The organism is Variovorax humicola (genome assembly GCF_037889915.1).
Classification (GTDB): domain Bacteria; phylum Pseudomonadota; class Gammaproteobacteria; order Burkholderiales; family Burkholderiaceae_C; genus Variovorax; species Variovorax humicola.
On the sequence record NZ_JBBKZV010000031.1, the window covers coordinates 40659 to 55188 of the forward strand.

A 14530-nucleotide genomic window follows, 5' to 3' on the forward strand; every position below is an offset into this window, starting at 1 on the left:
CACAGCAATTGGACAAAAAGAGGGCGGGGAGGGTGAGCGAGGCAGCACGGGCGGCCCGCGGTGCCCGGCGTGCTCGCGTCGACCCCGCCCTCCAGCGACCCTTGTGTCAGCCCCCAAAACTTCTTCAGCTGCGCTGATCATCGCGGCCATCGGCGTCGTCTACGGCGACATCGGCACGAGCGTGCTCTATGCAATGAAGGAAGTGTTCGCACATGGACACGTTCCTTTCACCATCGAGAACGTCTACGGCATCCTGTCGATGTTCTTCTGGACGCTGACCGTCATCGTCTCGCTGAAGTACGTGGTGCTGGTGCTGCGCGCCGACAACGAGGGCGAAGGCGGCCTGGTTGCCATGCTCGCGCTGGCCTCGCGCGCGGTGCACGACAAGCCCCGGCTGCGCCAGGTCCTGCTGATGGTCGGCATCTTCGGCACCTCGCTGTTCTACGGCGATGGCGTCATCACGCCGGCCATCTCGGTGCTCTCCGCGGTCGAAGGCCTTGAAGTGGTGTCACCGCAATTCACGCACTACGTGATTCCGATCACCCTGGTGGTGTTGTTCTGCCTGTTCTTCGTGCAGAAGAACGGTACCGCCGGCATCGGCCGCTTCTTCGGTCCGATCACGATGACCTGGTTTGCCGTTATCGCGGTGCTGGGCGTGCACCAGATCCTCTCGCACCCGGAAATCCTGAAGGCACTGAGCCCGTACTACGCGCTCAAGTTCATGTGGGAGAACCCGGTCACCAGCTTCATCATCCTGGGCGCGACGGTGCTGTGCGTCACGGGCGCCGAGGCGCTCTACGCCGACCTCGGCCACTTCGGCAAGGGCCCGATCCGCATCGCGTGGTTCTCGGTCGTCATGCCGGCGCTCACGCTCAACTACTTCGGCCAGGGCGCGTTGCTGCTGGAGAACTCCGAGGCGGTGAAGAACCCGTTCTTCATGATGGCGCCCGACTGGGCCTTGATACCGCTGGTGATCCTGGCCACGGCTGCGACAGTGATTGCCTCGCAGGCCCTGATCACCGGAGCCTTCAGCGTCACGCGGCAGGTCATCCAGCTCGGCTATCTGCCCCGTCTGAACATCGAGCACACCAGCGTGCGCACGGCCGGGCAGATCTACATCCCGTTCGTCAATTGGGGACTGTTCGTGGCGATCGTGCTGGCGGTCGTCATGTTCCGTTCGTCGAGCAGCCTGGCCGCAGCCTATGGCATTGCCGTGACCACCGACATGCTCATCACCACGGTGCTCACTTTCTTCGTGATCCGCTTTGCGTGGAAGTTGCCGCTGGCGCTGTGCATCGCCTCGACAGCCGCGTTCTTCGTGGTCGACTTCATGTTCTTCGCGTCGAACCTTCTGAAGCTGTTCGAAGGTGGCTGGTTCCCGCTGCTGATCGGCGGCTGCGTGTTCACCCTGATGATCACCTGGAAGGAAGGCCGCCGGCTCATGGGCGAGGTGCAGCGCGCCGACGCCATCGACCTCCAGAGCTTCCTCGATTCGGTGTTCGTGAACCCGCCGATGCGCGTCGAAGGCACCGCCGTGTTCCTTACGGGCGAACCCGGCGTGGTGCCGAACGCGTTGCTGCACAACCTGAAGCACAACAAGGTGCTGCACGACCAGAACATGTTCGTGACGGTGCGCAACCACGAGGTGCCATGGGTGCCGATGGACAAGCGCATCGAGATCGAGGCCCTCGGCCACCACTGCTGGCAGATCATGGTGCACTACGGGTTCAAGAACGACGTCGACCTGCCGCGCGCACTCGAGAACGCGCGCATGCGCGGCTGCCAGCTCGAGCCGATGACGACGAGCTACTTCCTCTCGCGCGACGTCGTCATCCCGACCCTGGGCAGTGGCATGCTGCCCTGGCGAGAGAAGCTGTTTGCGCAAATGCACCACAACGCCAGCGGCGCGGCGGACTTCCTCGGGCTGCCGAACAACGCGGTGGTCGAGCTGGGGTCGAAGATCGAAATCTAGTCAGAAGTCATCCGGCCGCTCGACTGCGAGCGCATCCATGTGCCGGCAGATCTGGCCCGGTGTCGTGAACCAGATCTCGCCGTGGGCGCGCGCAGCGGCCAACGCTTCGAGCAGCGGGCGCAGGTGCCGCAGCCGGTACGGCTGGCCGAAGATGTAGGGATGCAATGCCAGGCCCATCACCAGCGGCTGGCGCACGGCTTGTTGGCGCATCTCCTCGAAGTTGTCGCGCACCATCGCGCAGAAGTCCTTCGCGTCCATCTGGCGCGCGACGATCATCGGGATGTCGTTGAGCTCCTGCGGATAGGGCACGGCCCATAGCGACCGGCCGCTGCGCGTGCGCATGCGCGTCGGCTGGTCGTCATGGCACCAGTTGAGGGTGTAGCGGTAGCCGGTTTCGGCGAGCAAGTCGGGCGTGACATTGCTTTCCGATATCCACGGCGACAGCCAGCCGATGGGCGCAGCGCCGCTTTCGCTGGCGATACGCGCGCTGCAGCGCTGCAGCAAGGCCCGCTCGCCGGCTTCATCGAAATCTGCCTGGCGCTCGGCGTTGCTGTGGCCATGGCCGATGAGTTCGTCGCCGCGTGCGACGCAGGCCGCGACGAGTTCGGGGCAATGGTCGTACAGCGCGGTGTTGATCAACGCGCCCGTCGGCAGCGCAAGCTGGTCGAACAGTTCCAGGCAGCGCCACGCGCCGACGCGGTTGCCGTATTCACGCCAGCCATGGTTCAGCACATCCGGCTCCCTGGCCGACGTCGGCCCGATGCGCGCGCCCAGTCCATCGCCGAAAGCGAAGTGCTCGAGGTTGAAGCCGAGGTACACCGCCAGCCGCGCTCCATTGGGCCAGCGCCAATCGGGCCGGCGCGTGATGGGCGAGTAGTCGAAGCGCCCGTGATGGGGCAGCAGGCGGGGCCAGCGTTCGGTCATGCGCCAGTAGTGAGCAAGACATGTGCCGAGCCGGCGACGGGATTCGGTCTCCCGGCACAATCGCCCGATGCGCTTTTTCAAGGACCTCAGCCTGTCGGCCTTCACCGCGGGCTTCGTCGCCGTGCTCGTGGGATTCACGAGTTCGGTCGCCATTGTCTTCCAGGCCGCGCTGGCCTTCGGTGCCACGCCTGAAATCATCAGTTCATGGATGTGGGCGCTGGGCCTTGGCATGGGCCTCGCGTCGGCACTGCCTTCGCTTTGGTTGCGCATGCCGGTGATGATCGCGTGGAGCACGCCGGGAGCGGCCGTTCTCGCCGTCGCCGGTGCTGGCTATTCGATGAACGAGGCGGTCGGCGCGTTCATCGTCTGCGCGGTGCTCATCACCATTGCGGGCGCGACCGGCTGGTTCCAGCGCGTGATGAACAAGATTCCGATGGAGATTGCTTCGGCGCTGCTCGCGGGCGTGCTGGCGCGCTTCGGGCTGCAAGCCTTCCTGGCCGCGCAGACCGCGTTGCCGCTGGTGCTGCTGATGCTGGCCACCTACCTGTTGGCCAAGCGCTTCCTGCCGCGCTACGCGGTACCGCTCACGCTGCTGGTGGCCATCGTGTTCGTGGAGGCGCGGGGCCAGCTGGCCTGGTCGGCCGTTCACTTCTCGCTTGCCATGCCGGTGTTCACGATGCCCGTGTTCACATGGCAGGCGGCCGTGAGCCTGGCGCTGCCGCTGTTCGTGGTGACGATGGCCTCGCAGAACCTGCCCGGCGTTGCCGCGATTCGCGCGGCCGGCTACGACATGCCGATCAGCAAGCTCATCACCCTCAGCGGCGTCGCCACGCTGGTGCTGGCGCCCTTCGGCGGCTTCGCGTTGAACCTCAGCGCGATCACGGCCGCCATCTGCATGGGCCGCGAGGCGCACGACGATCCGGCCAGACGCTATAGCGCGGCGGTGTGTTGTGGCGCGATCTACGTGGTCATCGGCCTGTTCGGCGCCGCCGTCACCGGCTTGCTCACCGCGTTCCCCAAGGAACTCGTCGCCGCCATCGCGGGCCTGGCGTTGCTCGGCACCATCGGCGGCGGACTAGCCGCGGCGGTGCGCGACGATTCGCACCGCGAGGCCGCGCTCATCACCTTCCTGGTCACGCTCTCGGGGGTCACGCTGGCCGGCATCGGCTCGGCATTCTGGGGCGTCGTGGCCGGCGCGGTCGCACTCGGCATCCAGCAACTGCGCCGGCGCCGCGCCGCGCCCGAGCCTTCACCAACTACCTCGTCCGCCGAAAAGGCTTCCCGATGAACATCCTCTTCGTTGCCGATCCGCTCGAACATTTCAAGATCTACAAGGACACCACCTTCTCGATGATGCGCGAGGCGCAGCGGCGCGGGCACGGCATCTCGGCCTGCGAGCCGCGCGATCTGGGCTGGCAAACCGGCCAACCCGTCACCGCCACCGTGCGCGACATCACGCTGACAGGACACAAGGACCAGTGGTTCACCGAAACGCCCGCGCGCTTCGCGCCGCTGCACACCTTCGACGCGATCATCATGCGCAAGGACCCGCCCTTCGACGCCGAATTCATCTATGCCACGCACCTGCTCGGCCAGGCCGAACGTGAAGGCGCCAGGGTGTTCAACAAGCCGGCCGCATTGCGCGACCATCCCGAAAAACTCGCGGTAATGGAGTTCCAGCAGTTCACCAGCCCCACGCTCGTCACGCGCGACCCGGCCGCAGTGCGCGCCTTCCATGCCGAGCACAAGGACATCATCCTGAAGCCGCTCGATGGCATGGGCGGCATGGGCATCTTTCGCGTGCGCGAGGACGCCTTGAACCTGGGCTCGATCACCGAGACGCTCAACAAGGATGGCGCCGAGACCATCATGGTCCAGCGCTTCGTGCCCGAGATCGCAGCGGGCGACAAGCGCATCCTCATCATCGCGGGTGAACCGGTGCCCTTCGTGCTCGCGCGCATTCCGCAAGGCACGGAGGTGCGGGGCAACCTTGCTGCCGGCGGCAAGGGAGTGGCGCAGCCGTTGAGCGCGAAGAACCGCGAGATCGCCGAAGCCGTGGGCCGCGAACTCGCGCCGCGCGGCCTGCTGCTGATCGGCCTCGACGTCATCGGCGATTTCGTGACGGAGATCAACGTCACCAGCCCGACCTGCTTTCAAGAAATCTCGGACCAGACCGGCTACGACGTGCCGAAGCGATTCATCGACGCGCTGGAGCAAAGCCTGAAATAGTCGAGCCTTCGCGGCAGCACGCCCGGTTGTCGCGGGCAGCCTCCCGCGGCGGCAGCGGCTCAAGCTGCTGGCGTTCTGCTTTCTCTACCTCGCGCTGACAGGCGTCTTGCCACTCGCCATGGTTTGGTGCTGCACTGGGCAGCCGCCTCGCGCGATGCCTGCAAGCGGCGCGACCGCCGCTTGCGCTCCCAGATCACAATGCCGGTCACCGACAGCATCGCCACCATCAGGCCCATCAGCGACTTCATGATGCGTCCGGGCATGCCGAGGATGCGGCCCGAGTGCAGCGGAAACTGGAGTTGCACGAACACATCGGCGGCTGTGCCTTTCCAGGGCACGTTCTGGCTCAGCACGACGAGTAGGCCGCGCCGAACGGACCGACCGGGCGTGCATGAAAACGGTTCCAATACGAATGCAAAGCCTACGGCCAGGCACTTTTTCCACACTTACGCCAGGATGCGCCGCAGGCGCTTCGGGGGCGTATCACTCGCGCGACTGGCCGTCCACGAACACCTTGAGTTCGCCGGTGGCGAACGGCATCCAGGTCTCGTTGGTGGTCAGCGGCGTGGTCACGACCACGGCGACGCGGTCGGTCGGCGTAGTGTGCCGCGCGAAGTCGATCGAAATGTCGTCATCGGCCAGGTGCGCCTGGTTGAACGGATGGCGGCGCTCGATGTAGCAAAGATTGGTCGAGGCGTGCGCCCACAGTGCCTGGCCGTTGGACAGCATGAAATTGAAGGTGCCGTGCTTCGCGATCTGCGGCGCGAGTTCGCGCAGCGTGAGCGTCAGCTCGTGGATGCTCGGCACGCCCGCATGCGACTTGGCCAGCTCCTGCATGATCCAGCAGAAGGCATGCTCGCTGTCGGTATCGCCGACCGGATGGAAGTTGCCGTGCAGGCGTGGCCGGAAGTCTTTGAGGTCGCCGTTGTGGGCGAACACCCAATAGCGGCCCCAGAGCTCGCGCACGAAGGGGTGGCAGTTCTGCAGGTTGACCTTGCCTTGCGTCGCCTTGCGGATGTGCGAGATGACATGCTGGCTCTTGATCGGGTAGCGGCGGATCAGCTCGGCGACCGGCGACTCGCAGGCCGGCTGGTGGTCGACGAAATGGCGCAGGCCGCGATCTTCGAAGAAGGCAATGCCCCAGCCGTCGGCATGGTGGTCGGTGCGCCCGCCGCGCTGCGCGAAGCCGGCAAAGCTGAAGGTCACGTCCGTGGGCGTGTTGCAGTTCATCCCTAGCAGTTGGCACATGGGACTGATTAGACCGGTTTTTTCTCGTGCTTCTCGCGCAGTTGCCATGCGGCGCAAATCGCGACGACGCAAAGGCCGGAGAGCATCACGAACACCTCGTTGAAGGCGGCAAGCCGGGCGGTGCTGGTCATTGAGCTGGCAAGGGAATCGCCATGCGCGGCCAGGCGCCATTCGAGCACGATTGCGCACAAGCTGACCCCGCTGGCACCGCCCAGCATGCGCACGAAACTGATCGTGCTGGCGCCTTGCGGAATCAACGGCTTGGCCAGTGGCCGCATCGAGCCGAGATTGAGCGACGGCAGGATGAAGCCCAGTCCGATGCGCCCGATGATCGCGAAGACCACCAGCGGCCAGATCGGGCTGCGCAGGTGCATCCACACCATCAGCGCGAACGAAATCGCCAGCAACACCAACCCGATGGAGACCAGCACCCAGGTCGGCTGGCGGTCGGCGAGACGCCCGACACCGGCGATCGTGATGGCCAGCACGATGCCCGCCGGCAACATGATGGTGCCCACGTGCGATGCCGACAGGTGCAGCGCGACCTGCATGTACACCGGCAGCAGGTAGGTCGAGCCGAACAGCGCAGTACCGTAGATGAAGGCCACCACGCTGCCCATCGCGAACTGGCGGTAGCCGAACAGCGCCATGTTCATCAGCGGCTCGCCGCCCGCGGCGATCATCCGCTTCTGCCACCACACGAAGACCGCGAGCGAAGCCACGGCGCCGGCCAACAGCAACGCGGCCTCTCCCGGCGCATTGCCGCGCAGTTCGACCAGTCCGTTGAGCAGGCACAGGGTGCCGATCGTGCCGAGCAGCAGTCCGCGCCAGTCGATCGCACCTTGCCGTGCCGCGGCCACGCCGCCGGGCGCGGTGGTCGGCACGAACTTGAAGGCCAGCCACAGCGAGGCCAGGCAGAACGGCACCACCATGAAGAAGATCGAGCGCCAGCCGAACAGGTCGACCAGCACGCCGCCGATGCTGGGTCCGATGGCCGGGGCCAGCACCACGCCCATGCCGAAGATACCGCTCGCTCGGCCCTGCTCGTGCGGCTCGAACGCCCGCAGGATGATGATGGCCGGGATCGGCTGCACCACGCCGGCCGCGAGGCCTTCGGCCACGCGCGCCACCAGCACCAGCGAAAAGACATTGGAAAGCCCGCCGAGCACCCCGCCCGCCATCAGCAGCAGCATGGTGCCGACGTAGGTGCGCCGGTAGCCGTAGCGCGAAAGCAGCCAGGGCGTCGTGAGCATCGACACCGTCGTCGCGACCATGAAGCCCGAGCTCACCCATTGCGCACGCTCCTGGCCGAGTGCGAAGTGGCGGCTCATGTCGGGAATCGCCACGTTGACGATGGTCGAGGACATGATCGAGGCCATCGTGCCGACCATCACCGACAGCAACAGCAGCCAGCGGTAGCGCTCGCCATAGCGCTCGCGCAGCAAGTTCATCGACGGGGGCGGGGCGGTGGCGCCGTCGGCGGCAACAGGAGAGGAAGGGTGAGTCATCGAGCGCGAGGGGCTGCAGGGGACGGGCGAACCGTCCTACAAGGATATCGGTGTTTGCAGCCGTTGGGACATGCCGGGTCGCCCTCACAATGACTTGCTGCCCGACCAACCCATTCCAGAGAACAACACGCACACCATGGAATCACCCGCAGAGCCGGACCAGCAAGAGCCGACCCCGGACCCGCAAGAGACGCCCCTCCACTCGCTGGCGGCGGACCTCAGCGCGCCGACGATCACGCGCGCCTATCAGTGCCAGTGCGGCCGCCCGATCTTCCTGGGCAACAGCGAATGCCTCGCCTGCCATACGCCGCTGGGCTTTGTCATTGACAGCATGGGCGTGGTGCCGCTCGCGCCTGTTGCGCGAGCGCCCGTGCCCGCCGCCCAGCAAGACCCGCAAGGGGGCAATGATGGGCTGGACGCGCAAGACGCCGGCAACGGCGATGAGAACGATCCTGCGCTCGACACCTACACGGTGTTCGGCGACGGCAATGGCAAGCAATATCACCGCTGCGCGAACTTCACCACCGCGGCGGGTTGCAACTGGATGGTGCCCGTGCGCGGGAACGGCCACAACGGTGACAACGGCGACCTCGGGGAAGACAACCTCGGCCTGGCGCCCGGCTATTGCCTCTCATGCAGCGCGACGCGCACCATTCCCGATCTTTCGGTGCCGACCAACGGCGAACTCTGGCGCAGGCTGGAGCAGGCCAAGCGCCGCCTCATGTCGCAACTGCTTGCGCTCGGGTTGCCGGTGGTCACGCGCCATGCGGATCCGGTGCATGGCCTCGCCTTCGACTTCCTCAGCAACGTGCCCGGTGGCCCGCATGTTCTGACGGGGCATGAGGAGGGCGTGATCACGCTCAACGCGGAGGAAGCGGAAGACGCCGTGCGCGAGCGTATCCGTGCCGAGATGCGCGAGCCGTATCGCACGCTGGTCGGCCATTTTCGGCACGAGATCGGCCACTACTACTGGGACCGGCTGGTGTACCCCACGCCGTGGATCGACGACTTCCGCGCGCTGTTCGGCGACGAGCGACTGGACTACGCCGGCGCGCTGCACCAGCACTACGAGCAAGGCCCGCCGCCCGACTGGGCCCTGCGCTTCGTGACCAGCTATGCCAGCTCGCATCCGTGGGAAGACTGGGCCGAGACCTGGGCCCATTACCTGCACATGGCCGACACGGCCGATACGGCGATGAGCTTCGGTGTCGACGCGACGCTGGTCGAATTGGCGAGCGACCTTTTCGAGGCTGCCGACCTGTGGCAGCCGGAGCATCCCGACGCGATGAAGTTCCTCGACTTCCTCAACGGCTGGGTGCGCCTGACCAATGTGCTGAACGAACTCTCGCGCAGCATGGGCCAGCCCGACTACTACCCGTTCGTGCTGCCGCGTGCGGCGGTTGGCAAGCTGCAGTTCGTGCACCAGGTCATCACGCACGAGCGTCAGCGCCGTGTCGAGCCGCCGGTCCCGCGCGAAGCCTCGCCAGCGCCGGAGCAACGCCAGGCGCAACAGCAGGAGCACGGCTGGTCGCCGATGCTGCAGCAGTTCCAGGCGCAGCGCATCATGCGCGGCGCCGCGAACGCGTTCAGGCCAAGGCGAAGGTGGGCAGCTTTTTCGCCACCGTCTGGTTTTTCAGGGTGACGTACACCGGCAGGCCATCGCGGTAGGCCGGGTAGTCCTCGCCTTCGATCAGCGGCGCGAGGTAGCGGCGGCACTTTTCGGTGATGCCGAAGCCGTCTTCCGAGATGAAGTCGCGCGGCATCATCTTCTCGACGTTGGCCACCGTGTCCAGGGATGCACTGCCGATGCGGTACTGGTAGGGCACGTCGCTGATGCGATCGATGGTCGGCATCACCGAATTGTGGCCCTCGAGCGCGAGTTCGACCGCGCGGCTGCCGAGTTCGTAGGCCTGGCGCACGTCGGTGGCCGATGCCACGTGTCGCGCCGCGCGCTGCAGGTAGTCGGCCACGGCCCAGTGGAACTTGTAGCCCAGCGCGCCCTTGATCATCTGCGCGACCACCGGCGCCGCGCCGCCCAACTGTGCATGACCAAACGCATCGCGCGTGCCCTGCTCGGCAAGGAAAGTGCCGTCGGGGTGATGGCAGCCCTCGGACACTACCACGCTGCAATAGCCGTGCTGCTTGACCATCGCATCGACACGCGCGAGGAACTTCGCTTCGTCGAAGTCGATTTCGGGGAACAGGATCACGACCGGAATGCCGTGCGCCTCCACCAGCCCGCCCGCCGCCGCGATCCAGCCCGCATGCCGGCCCATCACTTCGATCACGAACACCTTGGTCGAGGTTGCGGCCATCGAGCGCACGTCGAGCGAGGCTTCCAGCGTCGACAGCGCCACGTACTTCGCGACCGAGCCGAAGCCGGGACAGCAGTCGGTGATCGGCAGGTCGTTGTCGATGGTCTTGGGCACGTGGATCGCCTGCAGGGGGTAGCCCAGCGACTGTGACAACTGGCTCACCTTGAAGCAGGTGTCGGCCGAATCGCCGCCGCCGTTGTAGAAGAAGTAGCCAATGCCGTGGGCCTTGAAGACTTCGATGAGGCGCTCGTATTCGCGGCGATTTTTCTCGAGCGACTTGAGCTTGTAGCGGCATGAGCCAAAGGCGCCGGAGGGCGTGCTGCGCAACGCGGCGATGGTTTCGGCCGACTCCTGCGCCGTGTCGATCAGTTCTTCGGCCAGTGCGCCAAGGATGCCGTTGCGGCCGGCGTAGACGGTGCCGATGCGGTCGGCGTGCTTGCGCGCGGTCTCGATCACCCCGCAGGCCGAGGCATTGATGACGGCGGTGACGCCGCCGGACTGTGCGTAGAAGGCGTTGGTGGTTTTTGTCATGAGGCCCTTGTCGTCTCTTCGAGCGCTGCGGCTACCGCCGCGCATTTCGCACAAATACAGGCCAGGCCGCGCGCATCGGCAGGCACGCGCGCCAGCAAGGCCTTGGTGAATGTGGCCGACATGCACCAGCACGGCGGCTGGGCGACGCCGGTTTCGTGCGCAATCTCCATCGCGCAGACATTTGCTGCGCCACAGAGGGGGCAGCGGCTGGGGTCTGGCGGGACTGCGGCGGCGGTCATGGCTGCATTCTGCGACAGGCGTTGGCGACGACCAAATGAACTGGCGGCAACTGTCAAGGATTCCTTGACGCTTGAACCCGAGGGCCTGGAAGCGAGTCGTCGCAGGCAAGCCCCTGCGTCCGGCTGCTCGAATCGGATCGCTCAGCGTCCCGGGAACACAGCCGGGCGCTTCTGAAGGAACGCCTCCACGCCTTCGGCCAAGGTCGGTTTCATCAGCAGTTCGCGCTGGCGTTCGCTTTCGTAGTGCAGTTGCTCATCGAGCGTGTGCCGCTCGCTGGCGGCGAAGGCCTTGCGCGCTTCCAGGATGGCGTGGGCGGGCAGGTTTGCCAGGCGTTGCGCTGTCTTCTGCGCTTCGAGCAGCAGCAGGTCGTCGTCGATGCAGTCCCAGATCAGACCCCATTGCGCGGCCTTCTCGGCGCTCAGGCGCTGGTCGAGCAGGGCCATTCCCATTGCGCGCGCCGAGCCCACGAGGCGCGGCAGGAGCCAGGTGCAGCCGAGGTCCGGCACGAGGCCGAGCTTGGGCAGGAACGACAGGTAGAAGTAGGCGCTGCGTGCCGCCAGCACGACGTCGCCTGCCAGCGCCAGGCCCACGCCGGCGCCGGCGGCAGGGCCGTTCACCGCACAGACCACCGGCACCGGAAAGTTGTGCAGTCCGCTGATGATCGGGTGGCTCAGCGACTGCATCCACTCGGCGGTCTGGTCGCCGATGGTCTTGCCGTCTTCAGGCGTGCCGATCACGCTCAGATCGGCACCGACACAGAACGCCTTGCCGGCGCCGGTCAGCACGACTGCGCGGACGCTCTTGTCTTCGCTTGCACGGGCCAGCGTATCGCGCAACTCGACCTGCAGGTCTCGGGCGATCGGGTTGAGCTTGGAGGGAAGATTCAGCGTGATGGTTGCAACGCCGTTCTCGACTTCATACAGGACCAACGGCATTGCTCAGAGTCTTTCCACAATGGTGACGTTGGCCATGCCGCCGCCTTCGCACATGGTCTGCAGGCCGTAGCGCTTGCCGCGCTGGCCCAAGGCATTGACCAGCGTGGTCATGAGCTTGGTTCCCGATGCGCCGAGCGGATGGCCGAGGGCGATGGCGCCGCCGTTCACGTTGAGCTTCGCCGGGTCGGCCTTCAGCGCTTGCAGCCAGGCCAGCGGCACGGGCGCAAAGGCTTCGTTGACTTCGAAGAGGTCGATGTCGTCGATCGACATGCCGGCCTTCTTTAGCGCGCGCTCGGTGGCGGGCAGGGGCGCTTCCAGCATGATCACCGGGTCGTGCCCCATCACGCTCATGTGATGGATACGCGCGAGCGGCTTCACGCCGAGCGCCTTCAGCCCGCGCTCGTTGACGACCAGCACGCCGCTGGCGCCGTCGCAGATCTGGCTGGCCGTGGCCGCGCTGCAGCGCCCGCCCTCGGCAATCAGCTTGACGCTCGCGATGCCTTCGAGGGTGGCATCGAAGCGGATGCCTTCATCCACCGTGTGCATCTCGCCGGTGCCGGCGCCGTCGGCCGTGCGGATCTCGACGGGCACGATCTCGTCGTTGAACGCACCGGCCCGGCTGGCCGCGATGGCGCGCTGGTGGCTTTCGAACGCATAGCGGTCGAGGGCGTCTTTCTGGAGGCCGTAGTTCTTCGCGATCATCTCGGCGCCGGTGAACTGGCTGAACTCGATGCCGGGGTAGCGCGCTTGCATCCCAGGGCTCACGTAGCCGCCGAGGCCGGCCTTGGCGGGCAGCACGTTGGGAGTGAACATGGGCACGCGCGTCATGCTTTCGACGCCGGCTGCGATCGCCATGTCCATGGTGCCCGACATCACGGCCTGCGCCGCGAAGTGAAGCGCCTGCTGCGACGAGCCGCACTGGCGGTCGACCGAAGTGGCCGGCACCGATTCGGGCAGGCGCGATGCGAGAACCGCATTGCGTGCGATGTTGCTCGCCTGCTGGCCGACCTGGCCGACACATCCCATGATGACGTCCTCGATCGCGGCCGGGTCGGCGCCACTGCGCGCAACGAGCGCGTCGATCACTTGAGCCGCCAGGTCGGCCGGGTGCCAACCCGCCAGTTTGCCGCCGCGCTTGCCGCCCGCGGTGCGGGCCGTGGCGACGATGTATGCCTCTGCCATTTGTTGTGCCCTTCAGGAATGGAACCCTCGATCTTGGGCGCCGGCAGGGCAGGGTCAACCCGGTATCAACCCGCGTCGCACGGGTGACACAGTGAAATCACGCAGGCTGGAAATCCCGTAGATGCAGGCCGGAGACGCGCGGAGGCGCGGCCTGCCTCGCAACGCTGCGCTCCGCCGCCGGCGCGACCGCAATGCAGGACGATTCCAGCGCCGACACCAGCGCACGCCGATGCAGCGGCGTCGTGAATTGTTCGCCGGGCGCCAGCACCACGTCCACCGGGTCGTCGTCGAGCGTGATCCACACCGAGCCGCTGCGGCAGGTGATGCGCACGTCGGACGCATCGTCCACGCTGTAGACCGCATGGGCCGGCAGTCCCATCTGGAACGCCGAGGACACCGACGCGCTGAGGAATGAGGAGTGGTGGTTCATGATGAGCCTTTCACATTCGTTGTGAGAATGAATATAGTGGGCATGCCTTCCATTTGCACACGATGAATAGGAACTCGTTGCATGCGTGCAGAGAATGTGAAAACTCCCAATAGGCTCGACGGACTGCCGCCGCTGGAGCTGCTGCGCAGCTTCGAGGCCGCGGCGCGCAGGCTGAGCTTCACCGAGGCCGCCGCGGAGGTCTCGCTGACGCAATCGGCCGTCAGCCGGCAGGTGCAGCAGCTCGAAGGCAGCCTTGGCGTGCTGCTGTTCGAACGCCGGCACCGAGCGCTGGCGCTCACCGAGGCCGGCACGGTGCTGCAACGCGCAGTGGTCGATAGCCTGGAGCGGCTGCGCGACGCCACCGCCCGCATTCGCTCTGCGCCGGCGGCCCGCGAGGTGGCGATCACCTGCACGCCGGGGTTTGCGTCGCTGTGGCTGATCCCGCGGCTGGCGCATTTCACGGCGGCACATCCGCAGGTGGATGTGCGCGTGTCGGCCACGCTCGATATGCAAGACCTGGAGCGCAGCCGCCTCGACCTGGCGGTGCGCTTCGTGCCGATCGCGCGCGGCAACGGGCCGGCGCTGTTCGAGGAATCGGTGATGCCGGTGTGCGCACCTGCCATCGCGTCGGTGCTGCAAACGCCGGCCGACCTGGCCGGGCAAACGCTGCTGACCATCGACGCGCCCAATCACCACGAAGCGCCGACGCTGGACTGGGAGCCATGGCTGCAGGTCATGGGCCTGACCGGCCTGCGCATGAAGAGCGTGCTGCGCTTCTCGCACTACACCGACGCGGTGGCTGCCGCCGTCGCCGGGCAGGGCGTGGTGATCGGCCGCATGCCGTTGCTGCGCGAGTTGGTGCAGGACGGGCGCCTGGTCGCACCGTTCGGCGAGACGGCCGCCTCGCGTCGCGGCTACTTCATCGACACGTCGACGCGCGCGGCGGGCAATCGCGATGCGCAGGATTTCGTGCGGTGGCTGCGGGCGGAGGCGGAAGTGGTGCGCGCCTGATGCTC

At 66.3% G+C, this 14530-nt stretch carries 13 protein-coding genes and 1 pseudogene; 5 read left to right on the forward strand and 9 right to left on the reverse strand.

What is annotated here, in order from left to right:
* Positions 1–103 precede the first annotated feature (103 nt).
* On the forward strand, positions 104–1972 hold the full coding sequence (locus WKW80_RS30200) for a potassium transporter Kup (protein ID WP_340367285.1): 1869 nt from the start codon (positions 104–106) through the stop codon (positions 1970–1972).
* Here the strand turns inward: WKW80_RS30200 and WKW80_RS30205 are convergent, their stop codons facing one another.
* Entirely contained in the window at positions 1973–2896 is a 924-nt protein-coding gene (locus WKW80_RS30205; RefSeq protein WP_340367286.1) for a polysaccharide deacetylase family protein, read from the reverse strand.
* 67 nt (positions 2897–2963) lie between these two features.
* Here WKW80_RS30205 and WKW80_RS30210 point away from each other — a divergent pair, with 67 nt between their 5' ends.
* Positions 2964–4184: a benzoate/H(+) symporter BenE family transporter gene (locus tag WKW80_RS30210; protein ID WP_340367287.1), complete on the forward strand. Its 1221-nt coding sequence runs from the start codon at positions 2964–2966 to the stop codon at positions 4182–4184.
* Positions 4181–5125, forward strand: coding sequence for a glutathione synthase (gshB, locus tag WKW80_RS30215; protein ID WP_340367288.1), 945 nt, complete (start codon positions 4181–4183; stop codon positions 5123–5125). The genes WKW80_RS30210 and gshB overlap by 4 nt, the downstream gene beginning before the upstream one ends.
* Before the next feature lie 59 nt (positions 5126–5184).
* Here gshB and WKW80_RS30220 read toward each other — a convergent pair.
* From WKW80_RS30220 to WKW80_RS30230, 3 genes and pseudogenes are all read right to left on the reverse strand, one after another.
* Positions 5185–5463: pseudogene (locus tag WKW80_RS30220) on the reverse strand (PepSY domain-containing protein); the annotation flags it as partial.
* A 145-nt stretch (positions 5464–5608) separates the two neighbouring features.
* A complete protein-coding gene (locus tag WKW80_RS30225) occupies positions 5609–6373 on the reverse strand; it encodes a class II glutamine amidotransferase (protein ID WP_340367289.1) in 765 nt (254 codons plus the stop codon).
* A gap of 8 nt (positions 6374–6381) precedes the next feature.
* Positions 6382–7881 (reverse strand): DHA2 family efflux MFS transporter permease subunit, encoded by a 1500-nt coding sequence (locus tag WKW80_RS30230; RefSeq protein WP_422822991.1) that lies wholly within the window; start codon positions 7879–7881, stop codon positions 6382–6384.
* A 136-nt stretch (positions 7882–8017) separates the two neighbouring features.
* On the opposite strand from WKW80_RS30230, the gene WKW80_RS30235 reads away from it, so the two are divergent.
* On the forward strand, positions 8018–9523 hold the full coding sequence (locus WKW80_RS30235; protein ID WP_340367291.1) for a zinc-binding metallopeptidase family protein: 1506 nt from the start codon (positions 8018–8020) through the stop codon (positions 9521–9523).
* Here the strand turns inward: WKW80_RS30235 and WKW80_RS30240 are convergent.
* The 5 genes from WKW80_RS30240 to WKW80_RS30260 all read right to left on the reverse strand — a co-directional run bounded on the left by WKW80_RS30240 (position 9468) and on the right by WKW80_RS30260 (position 13514).
* Positions 9468–10727, reverse strand: a complete 1260-nt coding sequence (locus WKW80_RS30240) for a 6-phosphofructokinase (protein ID WP_340367292.1) — start codon at positions 10725–10727, stop codon at positions 9468–9470. The genes WKW80_RS30235 and WKW80_RS30240 overlap by 56 nt on opposite strands.
* Positions 10724–10966 (reverse strand): cysteine-rich CWC family protein, encoded by a 243-nt coding sequence (locus WKW80_RS30245; protein ID WP_340367324.1) that lies wholly within the window; start codon positions 10964–10966, stop codon positions 10724–10726. The genes WKW80_RS30240 and WKW80_RS30245 overlap by 4 nt, the downstream gene beginning before the upstream one ends.
* Positions 10967–11107: 141 nt before the next feature.
* Positions 11108–11902, reverse strand: coding sequence for an enoyl-CoA hydratase-related protein (locus tag WKW80_RS30250; protein ID WP_340367293.1), 795 nt, complete (start codon positions 11900–11902; stop codon positions 11108–11110).
* A gap of 3 nt (positions 11903–11905) precedes the next feature.
* On the reverse strand, positions 11906–13084 hold the full coding sequence (locus WKW80_RS30255) for an acetyl-CoA C-acetyltransferase (RefSeq protein WP_340367294.1): 1179 nt from the start codon (positions 13082–13084) through the stop codon (positions 11906–11908).
* A 97-nt stretch (positions 13085–13181) separates the two neighbouring features.
* Positions 13182–13514 carry a DUF2917 domain-containing protein gene (locus tag WKW80_RS30260; protein ID WP_340367295.1) on the reverse strand — a complete coding sequence of 111 codons (333 nt, stop codon included), beginning with the start codon at positions 13512–13514 and terminating at the stop codon, positions 13182–13184.
* 96 nt (positions 13515–13610) lie between these two features.
* Here WKW80_RS30260 and WKW80_RS30265 point away from each other — a divergent pair, with 96 nt between their 5' ends.
* Positions 13611–14525 carry a LysR substrate-binding domain-containing protein gene (locus WKW80_RS30265; protein ID WP_340367296.1) on the forward strand — a complete coding sequence of 305 codons (915 nt, stop codon included), beginning with the start codon at positions 13611–13613 and terminating at the stop codon, positions 14523–14525.
* Positions 14526–14530 lie beyond the last annotated feature (5 nt).

Excerpts from the sequence above, each read along its gene's own strand:
- WKW80_RS30205 (WP_340367286.1), bottom strand. The coding sequence starts at position 2,896 with ATGACCGAACGCTGGCCCCGCCTGCTGCCCCATCACGGGCGCTTCGAC.
- WKW80_RS30210 (WP_340367287.1), top strand. The coding sequence starts at position 2,964 with ATGCGCTTTTTCAAGGACCTCAGCCTGTCGGCCTTCACCGCGGGCTTC.
- gshB (WP_340367288.1), top strand. The coding sequence starts at position 4,181 with ATGAACATCCTCTTCGTTGCCGATCCGCTCGAACATTTCAAGATCTAC.
- WKW80_RS30225 (WP_340367289.1), bottom strand. The coding sequence starts at position 6,373 with ATGTGCCAACTGCTAGGGATGAACTGCAACACGCCCACGGACGTGACC.
- WKW80_RS30230 (WP_422822991.1), bottom strand. The coding sequence starts at position 7,881 with ATGACTCACCCTTCCTCTCCTGTTGCCGCCGACGGCGCCACCGCCCCG.
- WKW80_RS30235 (WP_340367291.1), top strand. The coding sequence starts at position 8,018 with ATGGAATCACCCGCAGAGCCGGACCAGCAAGAGCCGACCCCGGACCCG.
- WKW80_RS30240 (WP_340367292.1), bottom strand. The coding sequence starts at position 10,727 with ATGACAAAAACCACCAACGCCTTCTACGCACAGTCCGGCGGCGTCACC.
- WKW80_RS30245 (WP_340367324.1), bottom strand. The coding sequence starts at position 10,966 with ATGACCGCCGCCGCAGTCCCGCCAGACCCCAGCCGCTGCCCCCTCTGT.
- WKW80_RS30250 (WP_340367293.1), bottom strand. The coding sequence starts at position 11,902 with ATGCCGTTGGTCCTGTATGAAGTCGAGAACGGCGTTGCAACCATCACG.
- WKW80_RS30255 (WP_340367294.1), bottom strand. The coding sequence starts at position 13,084 with ATGGCAGAGGCATACATCGTCGCCACGGCCCGCACCGCGGGCGGCAAG.
- WKW80_RS30260 (WP_340367295.1), bottom strand. The coding sequence starts at position 13,514 with ATGAACCACCACTCCTCATTCCTCAGCGCGTCGGTGTCCTCGGCGTTC.